The sequence below is a fragment of the Serratia sp. OS31 genome (genome assembly GCF_014164835.1).
GTDB lineage: Bacteria > Pseudomonadota > Gammaproteobacteria > Enterobacterales > Enterobacteriaceae > Serratia > Serratia liquefaciens_A.
Genome location: NZ_JACJFQ010000001.1, coordinates 395,593 through 414,672 on the forward strand (window position 1 = coordinate 395,593; position 19,080 = coordinate 414,672).

Genomic DNA, 19,080 nt, shown 5'->3' on the forward strand with positions numbered 1-19,080 from the left:
GGAGACGAAGATGATTGAATGGATTATCAGGCGTTCGGTCGCCAACCGCTTTCTGGTCATGATGGGAGCCCTGTTTCTGAGCATCTGGGGAACCTGGACTATCATCAATACCCCAGTAGACGCCCTGCCTGACCTCTCTGATGTTCAGGTTATTATTAAAACCAGTTACCCGGGACAAGCCCCACAGATTGTAGAAAACCAGGTCACCTATCCCCTGACGACCACCATGCTCTCGGTACCCGGAGCAAAGACGGTCCGAGGGTTTTCACAATTCGGTGACTCGTACGTTTATGTGATTTTCGAAGACGGTACCGATCTGTACTGGGCAAGATCCCGTGTATTGGAATACCTGAATCAGGTTCAGGGCAAGTTGCCTTCAGGAGTCAGCTCCGAGATAGGACCTGATGCAACTGGAGTGGGCTGGATTTTCGAATATGCGTTGGTGGATCACAGCGGTAAGCATGACCTCTCGGAATTACGTTCTCTGCAAGATTGGTTCCTGAAATATGAGCTGAAAAATATTCCGAATGTGGCAGAGGTTGCCTCTGTGGGCGGCGTCGTCAAACAATACCAGATCCTCGTTGACCCGATGAAACTGGCCCAGTTTGGTGTAAGCCTGCCGGAAGTTAAGCAGGCCCTAGGCTCCTCCAACCAGGAAGCGGGCGGTTCTTCTGTCGAGATCGCCGAAGCAGAGTACATGGTACGTGCCAGCGGTTATCTGCAGGGCATTGATGACTTTAACAATATTGTCCTCAAGACGGGTGAGAATAGCGTCCCTGTTTACTTAAGGGATGTTGCGCGTGTTCAGATTGGGCCAGAAATGCGTCGTGGGATCGCGGAGCTGAATGGTGAAGGTGAGGTTGCGGGCGGTGTAGTGATTCTGCGTTCAGGCAAGAATGCGCGTGAAGTCATTTCTGCGGTCAAGGATAAGTTGGAAACCCTGAAAAGCAGTCTGCCAGAAGGTGTGGAAGTGGTGACCACGTACGATCGTAGTCAACTGATTGACCGTGCGATTGATAACCTGAGCTATAAACTTCTGGAAGAGTTTATTGTGGTTGCCATCGTGTGTGGCCTGTTCCTTTGGCACGTTCGTTCTGCACTGGTTGCCATTATCTCGCTTCCTCTGGGGCTGTGTATTGCCTTTATCATCATGCATTTCCAGGGGCTAAATGCCAATATCATGTCTCTGGGGGGTATTGCGATTGCTGTTGGGGCAATGGTGGATGCCGCCATCGTCATGATTGAAAATGCGCACAAACGGCTTGAAGAATGGGACCATAGTCACCCTGATCAGCAAATTGACAATGAAACTCGCTGGAAAGTGATCACCAATGCTTCTGTTGAAGTTGGACCCGCCCTCTTTATTAGCCTGTTGATCATCACCCTTTCATTCATTCCTATTTTTACACTGGAAGGACAAGAAGGGCGTTTGTTTGGGCCTCTGGCCTTCACAAAAACCTATGCCATGGCGGGGTCTGCATTACTGGCGATTGTGGTCATTCCTATCCTGATGGGGTATTGGATCAGAGGGAAAATACCGGCAGAAACCAGTAACCCACTGAACCGCTTTCTAATAAAAATTTATCATCCGTTGCTGCTGAAGGTTCTTCACTGGCCAAAAATGACGCTTCTGGTGGCTGCCCTGTCAATTTTTACCGTGATATGGCCACTCAGTAAAATGGGGGGAGAATTCCTGCCTAAAATCAACGAAGGCGATTTGCTGTACATGCCTTCAACACTGCCAGGTGTATCACCCGGTCAGGCTGCTGCCCTGTTGCAGACGACAGATAAACTGATCAAAACGGTGCCTGAAGTGGCTTCTGTTTTTGGTAAGACGGGTAAAGCAGAAACGGCAACAGATTCAGCACCACTTGAAATGGTGGAAACCACGATCCAACTGAAACCCCAGGACCAGTGGCGACCGGGAATGACGCTTGACAAGATTATTGAAGAGCTGGATGAAACGGTTCGACTACCAGGCCTGGCCAACCTCTGGGTTCCGCCTATCCGTAACCGCATTGATATGTTGTCCACCGGTATCAAGAGCCCGATAGGCATTAAAGTCTCAGGCACGGTACTCTCCGATATTGATGTCACGGCGCAGAGTATAGAAGAAGCGGCGAAAACTGTTCCTGGCGTGGTATCCGCTCTGGCAGAACGCCTGGAAGGTGGACGCTATATCGATGTCGATATTAACCGGGAAAAAGCGGCCCGATATGGCATGACCGTCGGTGACGTGCAGTTATTTGTCTCGTCTGCCATCGGGGGAGCCATGGTCGGCGAAACAGTGGAAGGAGTGGCCCGTTATCCGATCAACATCCGCTACCCTCAGGGGTTCCGCGACGGGCCTGGCGCATTGAAGCAATTACCGATATTGACGCCGACGAAGCAGCAAATCACCCTGGGGGATGTGGCCGACGTGAAGATCATTTCAGGCCCGACCATGCTGAAAACAGAAAACGCCCGTCCTTCAAGCTGGATTTATATCGATGCCCGTGGCCGCGACATGGTGTCCGTTGTTAACGACCTTAAAGCGGTTATCAGTGAAAAGGTCGAACTCAAACCGGGTACCAGCGTCTCGTTCTCGGGACAGTTCGAATTACTGGAGCATGCCAACAAGAAATTGAAGTTAATGGTTCCCATGACCATCATGATTATCTTCATTCTGCTTTACCTGGCATTTCGTCGCGTTGATGAAGCCTTGTTGATCCTGATGAGCCTGCCGTTTGCGCTGATTGGTGGTATCTGGTTCCTGTACTGGCAGGGATTCCACATGTCCGTTGCCACGGGCACGGGGTTTATCGCACTGACCGGGGTAGCCGCAGAGTTTGGTGTAGTGATGCTGATGTATTTACGTCAGGCTATTGAAGCGGACCCTAAATTGTCCAAGCCGGAAACATTCACTCGTGAAGGTCTTGATAACGCGCTTTATCACGGTGCTGTACTGCGTGTTCGTCCGAAAGCTATGACGGTCGCGGTCATCATTGCTGGACTTTTACCTATCCTGTGGGGGACTGGGGCAGGCTCAGAAGTCATGAGTCGAATTGCCGCCCCGATGATTGGCGGGATGATCACCGCCCCTCTGCTGTCCATGTTTATCATTCCGGCAGCCTATAAATTGATCTGGCTACGTCGGCATAAAAATTAATCATGCAAATCTGCGGGAATATCGGCTTCAGAGCCGAGTTCCCGCCATCACCCTTCCCTGTCCGGATAATAAAATCCGTGCGAGTAACATACAGAGGATCTTATGAAAAAAGTGTTGTTAATGACCATCATGCTAGCGTCTTCCCTATCTGCATTCGCGGGTGAAAAAATCATCGATTTATACAAGTCAGAAAATTGTGGTTGCTGTACGCAATGGGGCCAGGTTATGGAAAAGCAGGGCTATCAAGTTAACACTCACGTAATGAACGAGAGCGCCCTCGCCACATTAAAAGATAAATATGCCATCCCCACGGACTTAAGAAGTTGCCATGTGGCCATCACTGGCAATTTAATCATTGAAGGACATGTGCCTGCGGAGGCTATCAGCAAAGCTTTGGTTCCGGGTTCGGGTATCTATGGCCTTGCAACACCGGGGATGCCTGCTGGCAGTCCAGGCATGGAAATGGGCGATAAAAAGGACCCCTATAACGTCATCGCATTTGACAAAAACGGGTCACAGCGTGTGTTCCAGCGCATTGAATAAACGGGCACAGAGACTTTTCAGCCAGCCCTATATTCCGGTCTGGCTGAATACCGTAAAGAAAACTGCAGATAAATCACAGAGACATTCGTGATATCTGTGACCGTGACATATCCTGAAAAGAGTGACCAGTGCATGTCCAACAGGTCACGTGAACGTAAGGAGAAGTGCCGTGAATAAGAAAGGGTACGACATCCCTGATGCCGGTGAGACTTCCGGGCTTTCCGACTCACACCCCGAAAAACGCCGGGCAGTGAAAACTGTCCAGGATCCTGTTTGTGGCATGGCGGTAGATCCTGAGAAATCCGGGTTCAGTATGCCATTTCAGGATAAAAAATTTTTCTTCTGTTCTGCCTCGTGTGAATTAAAGTTCAAAACACATCCTGAACAGTATATTCATACCCAGTCCGCCTCCTCAGCACAGCATAAAGATCCCCAACCTCATCATACGCATACTGGCACGCCAGATGTCGGTCATAGTAGCGATGCCGTCTGGACCTGCCCTATGCATCCGGAAATAATACGTTATGCCCCAGGAGGTTGCCCTATTTGTGGGATGGCTCTTGAACCTCTGATTGTCACTGCAGATGCAGGTCCGAGTAACGAATTCCGAGATATGACTCGGCGTTTTTGGATCGGCGTATTATTGTCTTTGCCTATCCTTGTACTAGAGATGGGTGTGCATTTATCAGAAATGCTAACCCGGCTTATCCCACCCATATTATCCGTCTGGCTCCAACTGGTTCTTGCCACTCCGGTTGTTCTGTGGTGCGGTTGGCCTTTCTTTGAGCGCGCCTGGTTATCTCTACAAAACCGATCACTGAATATGTTCACCCTTGTCGCCATGGGGACCGGCGTAGCCTGGCTGTATAGTGTTATTGCGACCCTTTTCCCGTCCATATTCCCTCCCTCCTTCAGAAATACAGCTGGTGTAGTTGCTATTTATTTCGAAGCTGCTGCAGTCATTACCGTACTCGTTCTTCTGGGGCAAGTGTTGGAGCTTCGGGCCAGAGAACAGACCTCAGGGGCAATCAAAGCCCTGCTGAACCTTTCCCCCAAAACAGCCAGACGAATTAACCCCGATGGCCAGGAAGAAGACATCAGTATTGATGACGTGCTTCGGGGGGATCGGCTCAGAGTAAGGCCAGGGGAAAGTGTGCCTGTTGATGGTATTGTCGAAAATGGCAATTCATCCATTGATGAATCCCTGGTAACAGGAGAGTCAATGCCTGTCACCCGGGGAGTAGAGGACAAGGTCATTGGCGGGACCATAAACCAGACGGGAAGTCTGATCATTCGTGCGGAAAAAGTGGGCAGCGAGACGATGCTGGCCAGAATAGTCCAGATGGTGGCTGACGCCCAGCGAACACGAGCACCTATTCAGCGTATGGCAGACAAAGTGTCAGGGTGGTTTGTCCCCCTGGTGATTGTCATTGCCATTCTGTCATTCATTATCTGGGGGATATGGGGTCCTGAGCCCAGACTCGCTCATGGATTGATCGCTGCAGTATCGGTATTAATCATTGCCTGTCCCTGCGCTCTGGGATTGGCCACCCCGATGTCAATTATGGTAGGGGTAGGTAAAGGCGCGCAATCCGGTGTCCTCATCAAAAATGCGGAAGCACTTGAGCATCTGGAAAAGATTGACACGCTTGTTATTGATAAGACTGGCACACTGACAGAAGGTGCGCCCTCCGTCACCGCGATTATTTCTTTAATACGGGGAGGAGAAGATGCCCTTCTCAGGATCACTGCGGCAGTTGAAAAATCGTCTCAGCACCCATTAGGCCAAGCTGTCGTCGCTGCAGCCATAAGAAATGGCATTGATATTCCCGACGCAAGCGATTTTGATGCGCCTTCCGGGAAGGGCGTTATCGGCAAGGTCGAGGGCAAGGAGGTGGTGATTGGTAACGCAGTGGCGATGCATGAAAATGGCATTTCAACTGAAACCCAGCAGGAAGTGGCGGACTCGCTGCGTCGGGAGGGAGCCACGGTCATTTATGTCGCTGTCGAGGGAGTTTTAGCTGGCATGATGGCCATCGCCGATCCCATTAAAAAATCCACACCAAGTGCCCTCAAATCTCTTCAGAAAGAAGGGATCCGGATCGTGATGCTAACGGGGGATAACAGACTGACCGCTGAAGCTGTTGCCCGAAAGTTAGGAATTGATGAAGTAGAGGCTGACGTCCTTCCTGAGGGGAAAAGTGCCATTGTGGCCCGTCTCAGACAAGAAGGTAAAATCGTTGCAATGGCGGGTGATGGGGTCAACGATGCTCCCGCTCTGGCGGCGGCAGATGTCGGGATTGCCATGGGGACAGGTACGGATGTTGCCATAGAAAGTGCAGGCGTAACCCTTCTCAAAGGGGATCTCACGGGGATCCTGAAAGCTCGACGGCTATCTGAGGCGACGATGGTTAATATTCGTCAGAACCTGTTCTTTGCGTTTATCTACAACGCACTGGGTGTACCTGTGGCTGCTGGGCTGCTGTATCCTTTTTACGGGATATTACTCTCCCCGATAATCGCCGCTGCAGCAATGGCTTTATCATCCGTAAGTGTGATCGCCAATTCGCTTAGGCTAAAGAGAACCGATCTCGATAACTGAGTGTTATCCCGGGAATAAGCCCGGGTCATTGGGAGGAAAATCATGAAAAATGGCACACTGGCTCTTGTTGCCCTGATCGCTATATTGGTATTTGCCCTTATCAGGGAGCACTGGGAACATGTCGCTGGCTACTGGCCCTATCTGATCCTGCTTTTGTGTCCGCTTATGCACTTTTTCCATGGGCATGGGGATGGGCATAACCATAAAGGAAAGGATTCTTCTGACAAAAAATAACGATGTTCGGGGCCAGTCGACCCCGAACGTTAATCCAGAAATCGCTCATACTGTTGTATGTGCGCGTAGACATGTTTTTCCAGTTTACCGATTTTCGGTTTCTGTGGCTGAAAGGCCAGAGAATCAACGGGGCTATCCTTAACCAGCAATTCATAATGCAAATGAGGTCCAGAGGAACGACCACTGTTTCCTGACAACGCGATCGTCGAACCGCTACTGACTCGCTGGCCTTTCATTACCAGAATTTTATTGAGATGGAGGTATCGTGTCTTGACGCCTGCTTTTCCTGCCACCTCCACATAATACCCCATTGAGTTGCTGTATTCTGCTTTCATCACTGTCCCACTGATGACACTGATCACCGCCGTATTCATCGGCATAGAGTAATCAATACCATTGTGGGGACTGATTTTGCCTGATACCGGGTTAACGCGAGCTGGATTGAAAGAGGAACTGAGACGGGCAGAGGGCGGTTTTGGATAAGCCAGGTTCGTTAATTGGGGATCACGTCCTAATTTATAAAAATCAGTATCCGAAATGCGGTACGCGATATATTCTTTTTTTCCTGAAGATAATTTATAAGCGACCACGCGAGATTTTCCGGATCTTTTTTCGACCACAAGCCGTAGGGCTTCATTTATTTTAAGTTTCCGTAAATTGATGGCATCCGGAATAGACTTTTTAAGCGCAGCTATTTCACCCGATCCGAGTCCGGATCGGGTGGCGGTGATATAAAAATCATCCTTAATGACATCAGTAGAATACATACGCTAATTTCGCTGGTAATATAATTGTTACTCGCTATTCTAGAGTGGACAGGGTCATCTGTCATCATTAATCACACAAAATGGGACTACAGATGGTCATAATATTTGTAACATATCTTTTATACGTTGTCGTGCAAAAAATCCTGACGCTTTATGATAAGCCAGATGAGGATTGACTTTTGCGCTGACTGCGGTTATTAGGACTGATGCCCTCGCGATAATGAGCCGCATTTTGTCGGGCTTTATCTGCCAGTTTTACCAGCTCAGCATCAGAAATCGCTTCAGAGGCGGCAAAGAGTCTGGCCAAACCATCACTGACCCTGACATTCAACAACTCATTGTTTTTCATATTAAATTCCTTTCAAATTAATCATATCCTCCACTAAAGAAGGCAGGTAATTTCCGAAGAAATACACACTCAATCTGCATAAGCTGCGCGGATCCTTTCTGCCTGTATCTGATGAGCCGGTGCGGTAGCATTGTTGACTTTTTCATGCACAAGTGCAGCCCGGTCGGCAGCACTTAACTCAGAAAAAGAAACCGGAACAGGTTTGTTTTCTTCCAGTGCTAACATTTTTTTATGAGACTCAATAATTTTCTGATGGGCATACGAGCTGCTGTTATTCATAAATGAATGTGCAACGATAGCTCGCTCATGATCATTCATTTCAGAGAATGACTTTGCCCTATTTTTATTTACACTTGTTGAACTTTCTTTATGTACGGAAGCGTTGACATGTGAAACAGCAGACGCATTATTAACGAATCGATGAGCATTTAATGCCTGCTCACTGGTATTAGCAAAAGAAGTTCCTATGGAAAATGCGGAAAGCAAAGTAATAAGAATTATTCTATTCATGACCGTTATCCTTAATTATTTATATTGACACTTAGGGTGTAATAAAATAATACCTCATTTATAAAGTCAGTGCGGAAAATGACGTAAATGTAATGAAAATAATTACCCTCCCAACATTACGCAAATGTAATGATTATGTTGATTTTTTTATGTTAGCTTCATTTCAAGTTTTAAAAATGTCCAGAGTCCACGTCTCAAAAACACCAAAGAGCAGCCTACGAATTGCTCGAATCACTCTCAAAGGGAGAAAGATAATGCCGCTAAAAGTTACACGACGCTCTTTCATTAAGGGGCTCACTGTCACCGGCGTTACCAGCGGCCTCGGCGTGTGGAGTTTTAATGCCCGATCCAGTCTGAGCCTTCCACTGCCCCCGACACTGCTGGGCACCCATTTTGATCTGACAATAAGTGAAACTCCAGTCAACATCACGGGCAGCAACAAGCAGGCCAAAACAATCAATGGTGGCCTGCCCGGGCCAACATTGCGCTGGAAGGAAGGTGACAAAGTCACACTCAAGGTCAAGAACCAGTTGGATGAACAAACGTCGATTCACTGGCATGGCATTATTCTGCCCGCCAATATGGACGGAGTTCCAGGGCTCAGTTTTGCGGGCATCGAGCCAAACGACACCTATGTCTATACCTTCCAGGTCAATCAAAACGGCACTTACTGGTACCACAGCCATTCAGGTTTGCAAGAGCAGGAAGGCGTTTACGGTGCCATCATCATTGATGCCCGTGAGCCAGAACCGTTTAAATATGATCGTGAGCATGTGGTCATGCTAACCGACTGGACAGATGAGAACCCTCAACGCTTATTGAGCAAGCTCAAGAAACAGTCTGATTATTACAATGTTAATAAACCCACCGTCGGCTCCTTTTTCAGGGATGTAAACACCAAGGGTCTCTCAGCCACGATTGCCGACCGCAAAATGTGGGCGGAGATGAAAATGAACCCCACTGACCTGGCTGACGTTAGTGGCTATACCTACACCTATCTGATGAACGGGCAAGCTCCCCTGATGAACTGGACAGGGCTGTTTACCCGAGGAGAAAAAGTTCGTCTCAGATTCATTAATGGTTCTGCAATGACCTACTTTGACGTACGCATTCCAGGTCTGAAGATGATTATTGTCGCTGCAGACGGTCAGTATGTAGAACCCGTTACTGTTGACGAATTCAGAATTGCAGTTGCTGAAACGTACGATGTGATCGTCGAGCCAACAGAAGATGCCTGCACCATCTTTGCACAGTCCATGGATCGCACGGGTTATGCCCGAGGAACGCTGGCGATACGTGAGGGGCTCAGTGCCCGTATACCTCCTCTGGATCCCCGACCTGTTTTAACCATGGATGACATGGGGATGGGGGGAATGGATCACGGTATGTCCGGCATGGACCATAGCACGATGGCAGGAATGGCAGAGGGTGATCAGATGATGAGTATGGATGGTGCTGACATGGCGCAACCAGAGGTATCGTCGTCACCGATGGACCACAGCAACATGGCTGGAATGGACCATTCGCAGATGGCGGGTATGCCTGGCATGCAGAGTCATCCGGCATCTGAGGATAATAATCCGCTTGTTGATATGCAGGCCATGAGTGTGTCACCCAAACTGAGCGATCCGGGTCTCGGACTCAGAAACAATGGTCGTAAAGTGCTCACCTATGCCGATCTTAAAAGTACGTTTGAAGATCCCGATGGCCGGGAGCCCACACGAACGATAGAGCTCCATCTGACCGGCCATATGGAAAAATTCGCCTGGTCATTTAACGGCATCAAGTTTTCTGATGCAGGGCCTCTACTGCTTCAATACGGAGAACGCATCCGGATCGTACTTGTCAACGATACCATGATGACTCACCCCATTCATCTGCACGGCATGTGGAGCGATCTAGAAGATGAAACCGGTAATTTTTTAGTGCGTAAGCACACGATTGATATGCCACCAGGCACCAAACGCAGCTACAGGGTCACGGCTGACGCGCTGGGTCGCTGGGCTTATCACTGCCATCTTCTTTATCACATGGAAATGGGCATGTTTCGCGAAGTTCGGGTTGATGAATGAGGAGAGTGAATGTGAATATGTGGAATGTTAAACACCTCATGGTCGGGATACTCTTTTCTCCCTTGGCGTATGCCGGTCAACCTATACCTGTCTCCTCTCATGCGGGTCATGATATGTCTGCCATGCAGCAACCAGCCGAGACAGAAGACATGAGTATGACAGCCATGGAGCCGGTGATAACGGAGAGTCGCACGCCTATCCGCCCCATTACGGATGAGGACAGGAAAGCCGCATTCAACGCTCTTCAGGGACATAAAGTTCATGACAGTAGCATTAATTACTTCATTCTGCTTGACCAGTTGGAATGGCAAAAAAGCAATACTGCCAATATGTTCAACTGGAATGTCAACAGTTGGGTGGGCGGTGATATCGATCGGTTGTGGGTTAAAAGTGAGGGCAAGCGGGTCGGCGGTAAAACGGAAAGTGCAGAAGCCCAGTTATTATGGGGGCATGCCATCGGCTCCTGGTGGGATCTGGTCGCGGGGATCCGGCAGGATTTTCGCCCCTCATCACCACAGACCTGGGGCGCAATAGGTTTCCAGGGGCTGGCGCTCTACAACTTTGAATCTGAGATCACTGCCTTTGTGGGAAACGGCGGTAAAGCGGCGCTTCGCCTGGGGGGAGAGTACGATATTCTATTGACCAACCAACTTATTCTCCAACCCTCTTACGAGGTCAATTTCTACAGCCAGAATGATGAATCACGGGGAACAGGCAGTGGGCTGTCCGATACCGAACTCGGCCTCAGATTGCGTTATGAGGTGCGCCGTGAATTTGCCCCTTACCTCGGTGTTTCATGGGATCGGCGTTATGGAAACTCATCAGATTTTGCAAAAAATGACGGCGAGAAGGACAGCGAATTTGCCTTCCTGGCAGGTGTCAGGATGTGGTTTTAATTATCCAAATAATTCAATAGGAAATATTATGCGTTTATTTTATCAAGCTGCACTGGCTTCGGGATTAACTGTCGGTCTTGCTTTTTCAGCAATGGCACATCCTGAATTAAAAAGTTCGGAACCCCAGGCGAATGCAATGGTTTCATCGCCTACAAAAATAGAATTGAATTTTACCGAAGATTTGGCCACTAAATTTTCGGGGGCAAAATTAACCATGACCGGAATGAAAGGCATGTCCTCTCATTCACCAATGGCCGTTGCGGCCAAAGTATCACCAGGTAGTAACCCTAAGTCCATGGTTGTCACCCCTCGAGAACCATTACCTGCAGGAACATACCGAGTTGACTGGCGGGCGGTATCCTCCGATACACACCCTATTACCGGAAATTATACCTTCTCTGTGAAGTGATCGCTATGAACGACCAAGTAATGATTATAGTTCGATTTTTCCTTTATCTCGATTTGATGCTGGTTTTTGGACTGCCTTTTTTTGAGATATATGGAATAAAAAAAACACGACGTGAAGAAGAATCAGTCATTCATTTTAGGTCGTTCATCTTCTTTGCGGTCACCTCAGGTATTGTGCTGACATTTCTCAATATGCTTCTCGTCTCAAATGCCATGAGTGGAGTGACGGATTTCAGAGAGTTATCAATACATATTATAGAGATGGTGATTGAAGAAACAGAAGTGGGTGTCAGTTGGATCATTCGTCTGGTTGCACTTTTTATCGCATTGGCCGGTATTTTACTGTACAAGCGCAGTCAGCAAGTATCACGCTGGATAACCACTCTGGCGGGCATGGTGGCCCTGGCCACCCTCGCGTGGGGGGGGCATGCGGTCATGCACGACGGCATTCACTACTACCTTCACTTATTCAGCGATCTTGTTCATCTTGTCGCTGCGGGTACATGGGTAGGAGCGCTGGCGGCCTTTGCAATACTGTTGCTGCGTAAAGGTAATCACAACAAGCAGTTTGTTGAGGTTGTCTCGGAGTCGCTAGCCGGATTTGCCACAGCAGGAACGATTATTGTTGTGGCATTGAGCCTCAGTGCCGCGATCAATTATGTGTATATTACCGAAGGCACTCTTTCTGTACTTGTCAACAGTACCTGGGGGTTATTGCTGCTGGCGAAAACCGGGCTCTTTGGACTCATGCTGTTGCTGGCAGCAGCAAACAGGTTTCATCTTGGCCCACGCCTGGAACGCACAGTCAGTATGGGTGAATACAGTAAAAGTATCTCTTTAATGCGCCAAAGTATTCTGACAGAATTCTTTATTGCCATAATTATCCTTGCAGCGGTGGCCTGGTTGGGAATGTTGTCTCCTTCCGCCATGGGCAAATAGAGAAACAGCCGACCACTCCACGGGGTGGTCGGCGTACGGCCTGGAGAGCGAGTACATAATGCAGCGCATTCTCATTGTAGAAGATGAAATAAAAACAGGCAGTTACCTTCGTCAGGGACTGGAAGAAGTCGGGTATCATGTGGAGCTTTTTCACAATGGCCGTGAAGGTCTGAATGCTATACTGAAGGGTCACTATGAGCTGATTATTCTGGACATTATGCTGCCGAGCCTAAATGGCTGGCAAATCATCGAGGAGATGCGTAAATCCGGCCATGAAGAGCCTGTTTTGTTTCTCACTGCGAAAGATAATGTCCAGGATAAAGTGAAGGGCCTGGAGCTAGGCGCGGATGATTATCTGATCAAACCCTTTGATTTTGCCGAACTGGTCGCCCGAGTACGAACACTTCTGCGCAGATCTCGTGCCCTTGGTCCGACTGTCTGCAGTCTGGCTGACTTGACTGTGGATATGGTACGCCGGACAGTCATACGTTCTGGAAAACGGATTCATCTGACATCAAAAGAATATATCCTGCTTGAATTATTATTACAACGAACCGGAGAAGTGCTGCCTCGTAGCCTGATATCGTCGCTGGTATGGAACATGAATTTCGACAGTGATACAAATGTTATTGATGTCGCAGTGCGTCGCTTGCGAAGCAAAATTGATGATGATTTTGAACCTAAACTAATACATACCGTACGTGGTACAGGTTATGTTCTGGAGATAAAAGAAGAGTGAAAAAAAAGTTCTCCCTAACAACACGACTTAGTCTTGTTTTTTCCATTTTCATGCTTTCGGTATGGTGGCCATCAAGTTTCTTGTTAATTACTGCACTTAACAGTTACTTTGATAATCAGGATAAAGAATTTATTCTCGGTAAATTACAGCTTACTGAAGAATTCCTGAAAACCGAGACAACCAGCACCACTGAAAATATAAACTCTCTTTATGGTAAAATTAATGACGCCATGATTGGCCATGCTGGATTGTTTATTTCCATAAAGAATTCGGATAATGAAAAAGTGGTTAACGTCTATTCTAAGAATACCTCAATCCCGGAAAATCTGTTAAATAATTCTGGGCGCATTCTAAATAAAATGCTGCAAAATAGAGAGAACGGGACGATATACCGGAGTATTTCTCAGCGTGTTAGCCTACCCCAACCTACCGGACAGGATAAGTATTTCATCATTACCGTGGCCACGGATACCGGTTTTCACTCCCAGTTTATGGATAAGCTGGGAAACTGGTTGTTCTGGTTTAATCTTGGGTTGCTATTTATTTCAGTTTTCCTTGGCTGGCTCACTACACGGCTGGGTCTAAAACCGCTAAGGGAAATGACACGTCTGGCGTCAGGGATCACAATTAATAATCTTGACCAGCGTCTGGATCCAAATTCAGCACCCTCTGAAATAGCCGGAACAATGCGAGAATTTAACAACATGCTGGATAGGCTAGAAGGGTCATTCCAGCGATTGTCTGATTTTTCATCGGACATTGCTCACGAGCTGCGTACACCTGTCAGTAATCTGATGATGCAGACACAGTTTGCGCTCGCTAAAGAGAGGGATGCAGGACATTATCGCGAGATCCTTTTTGCTAACCTTGATGAACTCAAACGCTTATCCCGCATGAGCAGTGACATGCTTTTTCTGGCCAGGTCAGAGCATGGTCTTCTGCAACTGGATAAAAAGGATGTTGATCTTACCAGGGAACTGAAAGACCTCATTGAGTTGTTCGAGCCACTGGCGACGGAAACTGAGAAAAGAATAACCCTGAGTGGCTCAGCAACAGCTCAAGCAGATCCTGACATGCTCCGCCGGGCGTTCAGCAATCTGTTGTCGAATGCGATTAAATATTCTCCTGACAAGTCAAATATTACAGTCAAGATTGATGCTGACGAAGAACATACGATCATCAGTTTCATTAATACTGCCACAGGCATTTCCGTTGCGAATATTGACCGGTTGTTTGATCGCTTTTACAGAGCAGACTCATCAAGGGTCCACAACACGGAAGGTACAGGTCTTGGGCTGTCGATAACACGTTCCATAATCAATACGCATGGCGGAGATTTATCTGTGGAGCAGCAGGGAGGAGAAATATTGTTCAGGGTCTGTCTATTTCAACAAAGTAGACTGAAGAAACAATAAAAACCCCAGAAAAAAGGGGATGAGATGTGCCCTTGATGAGTGACAAAATTGTCATCATCCCGTCACGGGTTAAACAGAACCCAGTGTTTATACTCAACAGCAAATCAGGATAACAGCGGAATATGATGTTTCGCTTCAGGCCTGAACTGAGAAAGAAACTGAGGGTAGCGCGCCATAAATCAGCATTGGATGAATGGAATGCGAACCACCTATTGCTGAATACTGGAGAGTATAAACCATGAAGAAAATTATTATTGCTGCTGCTGTTGCCTTGACCTTTGTTTCCTCAGCCTGGGCCGCAGAAACCGTGAATGCACATGACCAGGTCAAGAATGCCCAAGCGATGGCACACCAAAATATGTCAACCACACAGGGCTCTGCTGTGCAGGGAACGGGGGCGAAAATGGCGGATATGGATGAACATGGTAAAGCCGCCATGTCGCATGAAACCATGAAAAACAGCAGTGCACCTGCACATCAGGATATGGCAGAAATGCACAAGAAAATGATGGACGATAAGGCACCAAATGACACGGCTAAATCAAAATCATTCGCAGAGATGGATGAGCATGAAAAAGCGGCCATTGTCCATGAAAAAGCCAACAATGGGCAATCATCCGTGATTCATCAGCAGCAAGCCGAAAGACATCGTAGCCAAGTCAAGACTAACTGATCCTGAGCTCGAACTCTTAGTATGTGTGTTGTGTCCCCCTGTTAATGCCGCTTTATGATGGCATTTGCCCCGACTGTAGGGGCTTTTTTTTGACTTTGCCCCTGCCAGTGGGGCTTTTTTTTAACCCGTTGCTCCGTTTCCCAGATTTACTGTGACGAAAACGTAAGTGAATGAGATATCGCTTTAATAGCTTTCAGACCAGAACCAAACCGAACGATTGCATCCCTGTTTTTTTCAAGCCCACTATAAGGCAGGTAGGAAATGTTTAAATCTGTGATCCTACTGAAAGCGGGTCGCTGTAGTTGATTACGTACATCTTTTTCGCGTGCATCGGGAGCAACCAAAAATAAAGCCGTTGAGGCAGAAAAATCATTTCCGTTAAGCGCCAGATCCAGCATACGGACAATACCTGAATAAATTGACGTTGAATGCTCCACTTCAAATGCTGCAATAACCTTACCGCCTTCAGGAGCAAACCAGAGCACATCAATTAACTTTGTCGCTTCCGCTCCCTTCGCGGTTGTAATGGATTCAGGCAGGCACTCAAGGCACCCCTTTGCAAGAGGTATGCCCTCATGCTGACGTCCTCGGTCATTAGACGCAATCCAGACATCATACCCAAGCCCTTTACCGATATCTCGCAACCATGCCTGTATTTCGCTGTGTGTCCGTTCGTTTTCGCCCTCCTGGCGCATCGCCTTGCTCAGTTCTTTTGCACTAATAGCTTCCTTCAGATATATGTTCCAATCTTCAACAGCGGAACTCGAATCTTCCAGAGGAGGGGCCGGGTAACGACCCGAACCAACATCAAAAAGAAGCCCAGCAATAGCACCAAGATCGTTAGAAAGTAAATCACGATATCGGGCATTAAGTGCAAGAACCCCCTCTCTCATTGCAAGAAAGTGCTCCCAACTTCCCAGCTTGACTTTCGCACCAGTAAGAGCATTAAATCCCTTGACTATCGCTGTGTTAAAAGGTGGTACATGGGTAGGGTGCAAGAAGTAAAGGAGGTTTGCAACTGCAGGACCAAGCCCCTTTATCTTCACATTATCAAGGGTATGTATATGGCGGATAATCTCATCAGCCTGACCGGAACAAGAGCAGGCATGAAGCAGACGACCAAAGGCTTTCTGATGATGCGGATTTTCATAGATATCAGGAATACGAAGTTTGGGTTTCCAAAGAAACGCATGATCCGCCCCTTTGAATATTTGTTTTTGTTCAGCAACCGAATGCACAATAGTCTCGAGAGATGAACCACGGTATGTCACCCCAAATGTTCCCTGTTCTATCTCATCCACAACAATGCTGATACCGTTCCGGATCGACCTAAAATTCTTCAAGCGCTTATCCCATAAGAACCATGTCTGATAGGTGGCTTGAGGATCATGCCGCCATTGTTCAATTAAATGACGAATATGTTTCTGGTGATTCATCTCCATTGAAGAACCTTTTGCAAAAAAGCATGATAACTATTTATGATTTCTACCTTTTTTAAGATGGTAGAACTAACAGCGTGAGGACTGAGCGTGATATCCCACCAGCATGGTTGGCATAGTTTAAGCTAGTCAGGGTGATAACGGCTACAATCAAATTGGCTATCAATTGCGGAACATTTTTGAAATTTTTTCCACATCTGGCCATCATCATGAATCGGGGGGAGTGAGTCTCTTTGCTAAGGTTGTTTCTCTGGCTAGAATTGAAGTACAGGGATAGCCGTTCCCAAAACTCGTCACTGTTAGCTGATTTTGTCCCGATATTTTGACGACGCCAAAAGTTATGTGCTACACGTGGATGATACTGTGAGTGTTTCAGCCAAATGTAGCAAGACGAGACTCATGGCGTTACGTCTATGGACAGCGCCATGTAAAAGATTATGCGCTGACTGTGAATGACATCATCATTCCAGTGTCTTCATGTTCTAACAGATGGCAATGAGCCATAAAGGCTTTCTCAGGCGGAGCCAGATGATTAAATTGTACTAACACCTCACTGACGGCTCCCTCAACATGAACGGTATCTTTCCAGCCACTGCGATGCGCCGCCGGGGGTTTCCCATTCTCTGAGAGGATCCTGAATTGAGTACCATGGATATGGAATGGATGCAGCATCATGTCCCCTACACCCGAAATCGTCCATTTTTCGTACTGACCTTTTTTTGCATCAAACATCGGTTTCTTCATGTTGAATGGTAGCCCATTAATAAAGTTGGCATTGAACAAATCAATTTTTCCACCTGTCGTCGCACCACCATGATCCATACCTTTCATCATATCGCCATACATTGTCATTGCAGGATCCATTTTCATTTTCCCATGATCTTCCATACTCATGCCTGCCATGGCTTTCTCACCAAATCGATCCATCAACGCTTGCATACCCTGGATGTCAACTTGAGGATCCATAGATAACAGTAATGAGCGCTGGGTCATGCCTTCAGTTGAAGGTATAGCAGGAAGTGTCACCAAACTTTCTGGAAGATTTTTCTCCCCTACTTTTAACGAAGTTTCTATATGCAAAACCGGTAAAACGTCATCAAACGGCGCTAATGTCATCCCTATTTGTTGCACGGGTAATGCCACAATATCAAAAGGTTTTCCATCCGACGTATCAACCAATACTTCGAATCTTTCCCCCATTAAAATAGGTAACTCTGTGATTTTTACCGGCTCTGAAAGATAGCCCCCGTCGCTGGCTATCACATACATGGCTCGTTTATCACTGGTAGCTAATCTTAAAGAGCGTGCATTACAACCATTCAAAAAGCGTAGGCGTAACCATCCGCGAGGAGAAACATGCTGGGGATACACCGCGCCATTTGTCAGCATCAGATCGCCAAACCAGCCAATAGCAGCGGTCATCACATCCATTTTGTAATCAACCTGCCCCTCACTGTTAAGCCTTTTATCTTGTAAAATGACTGGAATATCATCTACTCCCCAATTTTTGGGTAGGGTTAAATAACTACTTTCCTTGTCTTCAACAAGGATAAGTCCGCCTAATCCCATGGCAACATGGTACCCACTGACATGATGAGGATGTGGATGGAACCAACAGGTTGCTGCTTGTTGATCAACCTTGAATTGTGTTTTCCTGCTCTTGCCGGGTTCAATGATCGCTTGTGGTCCGCCATCAGCACTTCCAGGAACCTCCAAACCATGCAGATGAACTGTCGTCGCTTCTGTTAATTGGTTATTAATTAATAAAGTAACATCATTGTCTTTTTTTAAACGTAAAGCTGGCCCCAGTAGCGCACCGTTATAACCCCATGTTGTAGTAGGGGGTGTCCCTCGGAAAAGGGTTTTCCCTGATTGAATGGTTAATGCGATCAGGCCTTGAGCATCAGGTTCTAACAAAGGGGGGATTGGTAGAGCGGGATAGCTCGCTGCAAAAACACGAGAACTCCACAAAGGTAACGTAGTGGCAACACCCAATGCTGCACTTAACTTAATAAAATCGCGACGTTGCATATTCAACTCCTGAGTTTCAGGGCTAATTACATGGCTTTTGATATCTTTCAGAAAACATCGATTTTAATGAAATGACTTAGCATTTACGACGAATAAACCGATAAACGGCTGGGGTGATATCAACAAAGATATCTTTGTGCCATCTGGTACCACCTGTTAGTGATGCAGCTACCCACTGCATCACCTTTTAGTAGTATCGTTTTAATGTGATGGGGGCTTACCTGTGCCGACCTACAGCCATCACTTCGCGTTCATTCAGGTTATGGTATGTATTTCTCAAATGCAAATGATAAACATTATGATTTAGAGCAGGGA

16 protein-coding genes are annotated in these 19,080 nt (G+C 47.3%); 11 read left to right on the plus strand and 5 right to left on the minus strand.

Features of this window, described 5'->3' with window-relative positions; genetic code table 11:
• The first annotated feature begins 10 nt into the window (after positions 1 to 10).
• The 4 genes from H5P17_RS01890 to H5P17_RS01905 all read left to right on the plus strand — a co-directional run bounded on the left by H5P17_RS01890 (position 11) and on the right by H5P17_RS01905 (position 6,527).
• Positions 11 to 3,148 carry a CusA/CzcA family heavy metal efflux RND transporter gene (locus H5P17_RS01890; RefSeq protein WP_050136389.1) on the plus strand — a complete coding sequence of 1,046 codons (3,138 nt, stop codon included), beginning with the start codon at positions 11 to 13 and terminating at the stop codon, positions 3,146 to 3,148.
• A gap of 102 nt (positions 3,149 to 3,250) precedes the next feature.
• Entirely contained in the window at positions 3,251 to 3,691 is a 441-nt protein-coding gene (locus H5P17_RS01895; RefSeq protein WP_050136386.1) for a DUF411 domain-containing protein, read from the plus strand.
• A 169-nt stretch (positions 3,692 to 3,860) separates the two neighbouring features.
• Complete coding sequence (locus H5P17_RS01900) at positions 3,861 to 6,293, plus strand: heavy metal translocating P-type ATPase (RefSeq protein WP_306423607.1); 2,433 nt, start codon at positions 3,861 to 3,863, stop codon at positions 6,291 to 6,293.
• Between the two features lie 42 nt (positions 6,294 to 6,335).
• Positions 6,336 to 6,527, plus strand: coding sequence for a DUF2933 domain-containing protein (locus tag H5P17_RS01905; protein ID WP_050136383.1), 192 nt, complete (start codon positions 6,336 to 6,338; stop codon positions 6,525 to 6,527).
• Between the two features lie 29 nt (positions 6,528 to 6,556).
• On the opposite strand, the gene H5P17_RS01910 is transcribed toward H5P17_RS01905, so the two are convergent.
• From H5P17_RS01910 to H5P17_RS01920, 3 genes are all read right to left on the minus strand, one after another.
• Positions 6,557 to 7,294 carry a peptidoglycan DD-metalloendopeptidase family protein gene (locus H5P17_RS01910; RefSeq protein WP_050919680.1) on the minus strand — a complete coding sequence of 246 codons (738 nt, stop codon included), beginning with the start codon at positions 7,292 to 7,294 and terminating at the stop codon, positions 6,557 to 6,559.
• 151 nt (positions 7,295 to 7,445) lie between these two features.
• Entirely contained in the window at positions 7,446 to 7,643 is a 198-nt protein-coding gene (locus H5P17_RS01915) for a hypothetical protein (protein WP_050136380.1), read from the minus strand.
• Positions 7,644 to 7,712: 69 nt separating this feature from the next.
• On the minus strand, positions 7,713 to 8,153 hold the full coding sequence (locus H5P17_RS01920) for a hypothetical protein (protein WP_050136377.1): 441 nt from the start codon (positions 8,151 to 8,153) through the stop codon (positions 7,713 to 7,715).
• Between the two features lie 254 nt (positions 8,154 to 8,407).
• On the opposite strand from H5P17_RS01920, the gene H5P17_RS01925 reads away from it, so the two are divergent.
• The 7 genes from H5P17_RS01925 (at position 8,408) to H5P17_RS01955 (ending at position 15,295) form a co-directional block, all read left to right on the plus strand.
• Positions 8,408 to 10,225 (plus strand): copper resistance system multicopper oxidase, encoded by a 1,818-nt coding sequence (locus tag H5P17_RS01925; protein WP_050136374.1) that lies wholly within the window; start codon positions 8,408 to 8,410, stop codon positions 10,223 to 10,225.
• A 38-nt stretch (positions 10,226 to 10,263) separates the two neighbouring features.
• Complete coding sequence (locus H5P17_RS01930) at positions 10,264 to 11,121, plus strand: copper resistance protein B (RefSeq protein WP_226716387.1); 858 nt, start codon at positions 10,264 to 10,266, stop codon at positions 11,119 to 11,121.
• Positions 11,122 to 11,149: 28 nt separating this feature from the next.
• Positions 11,150 to 11,530, plus strand: a complete 381-nt coding sequence (gene copC / locus H5P17_RS01935) for a copper homeostasis periplasmic binding protein CopC (RefSeq protein WP_050136368.1) — start codon at positions 11,150 to 11,152, stop codon at positions 11,528 to 11,530.
• A 5-nt stretch (positions 11,531 to 11,535) separates the two neighbouring features.
• Entirely contained in the window at positions 11,536 to 12,468 is a 933-nt protein-coding gene (gene copD / locus H5P17_RS01940; RefSeq protein ID WP_050136363.1) for a copper homeostasis membrane protein CopD, read from the plus strand.
• Positions 12,469 to 12,526: 58 nt separating this feature from the next.
• The gene (locus tag H5P17_RS01945) at positions 12,527 to 13,207 is read left to right on the plus strand and encodes a heavy metal response regulator transcription factor (protein ID WP_050136360.1); all 681 of its coding nucleotides are present in this window, start codon (positions 12,527 to 12,529) and stop codon (positions 13,205 to 13,207) included.
• Positions 13,204 to 14,622, plus strand: coding sequence for a heavy metal sensor histidine kinase (locus H5P17_RS01950; RefSeq protein WP_182820966.1), 1,419 nt, complete (start codon positions 13,204 to 13,206; stop codon positions 14,620 to 14,622). Before H5P17_RS01945 ends, H5P17_RS01950 begins: the two co-directional genes overlap by 4 nt.
• Positions 14,623 to 14,860: 238 nt before the next feature.
• A complete protein-coding gene (locus tag H5P17_RS01955) occupies positions 14,861 to 15,295 on the plus strand; it encodes a hypothetical protein (protein ID WP_050136354.1) in 435 nt (144 codons plus the stop codon).
• A gap of 146 nt (positions 15,296 to 15,441) precedes the next feature.
• Here H5P17_RS01955 and H5P17_RS01960 read toward each other — a convergent pair whose 3' ends face one another.
• Positions 15,442 to 16,737 (minus strand): type II restriction endonuclease, encoded by a 1,296-nt coding sequence (locus H5P17_RS01960; protein WP_211135964.1) that lies wholly within the window; start codon positions 16,735 to 16,737, stop codon positions 15,442 to 15,444.
• 432 nt (positions 16,738 to 17,169) lie between these two features.
• Positions 17,170 to 18,765 (minus strand): multicopper oxidase CueO, encoded by a 1,596-nt coding sequence (cueO, locus tag H5P17_RS01965; protein ID WP_050136352.1) that lies wholly within the window; start codon positions 18,763 to 18,765, stop codon positions 17,170 to 17,172.
• Positions 18,766 to 19,080: the final 315 nt, after the last annotated feature.

Excerpts from the sequence above, each read along its gene's own strand:
- H5P17_RS01910 (WP_050919680.1), bottom strand. The coding sequence starts at position 7,294 with ATGTATTCTACTGATGTCATTAAGGATGATTTTTATATCACCGCCACC.
- H5P17_RS01890 (WP_050136389.1), top strand. The coding sequence starts at position 11 with ATGATTGAATGGATTATCAGGCGTTCGGTCGCCAACCGCTTTCTGGTC.
- H5P17_RS01895 (WP_050136386.1), top strand. The coding sequence starts at position 3,251 with ATGAAAAAAGTGTTGTTAATGACCATCATGCTAGCGTCTTCCCTATCT.
- H5P17_RS01925 (WP_050136374.1), top strand. The coding sequence starts at position 8,408 with ATGCCGCTAAAAGTTACACGACGCTCTTTCATTAAGGGGCTCACTGTC.
- H5P17_RS01905 (WP_050136383.1), top strand. The coding sequence starts at position 6,336 with ATGAAAAATGGCACACTGGCTCTTGTTGCCCTGATCGCTATATTGGTA.
- cueO (WP_050136352.1), bottom strand. The coding sequence starts at position 18,765 with ATGCAACGTCGCGATTTTATTAAGTTAAGTGCAGCATTGGGTGTTGCC.
- H5P17_RS01960 (WP_211135964.1), bottom strand. The coding sequence starts at position 16,737 with ATGGAGATGAATCACCAGAAACATATTCGTCATTTAATTGAACAATGG.
- copC (WP_050136368.1), top strand. The coding sequence starts at position 11,150 with ATGCGTTTATTTTATCAAGCTGCACTGGCTTCGGGATTAACTGTCGGT.
- H5P17_RS01920 (WP_050136377.1), bottom strand. The coding sequence starts at position 8,153 with ATGAATAGAATAATTCTTATTACTTTGCTTTCCGCATTTTCCATAGGA.
- H5P17_RS01945 (WP_050136360.1), top strand. The coding sequence starts at position 12,527 with ATGCAGCGCATTCTCATTGTAGAAGATGAAATAAAAACAGGCAGTTAC.
- copD (WP_050136363.1), top strand. The coding sequence starts at position 11,536 with ATGAACGACCAAGTAATGATTATAGTTCGATTTTTCCTTTATCTCGAT.
- H5P17_RS01915 (WP_050136380.1), bottom strand. The coding sequence starts at position 7,643 with ATGAAAAACAATGAGTTGTTGAATGTCAGGGTCAGTGATGGTTTGGCC.
- H5P17_RS01955 (WP_050136354.1), top strand. The coding sequence starts at position 14,861 with ATGAAGAAAATTATTATTGCTGCTGCTGTTGCCTTGACCTTTGTTTCC.
- H5P17_RS01930 (WP_226716387.1), top strand. The coding sequence starts at position 10,264 with ATGGTCGGGATACTCTTTTCTCCCTTGGCGTATGCCGGTCAACCTATA.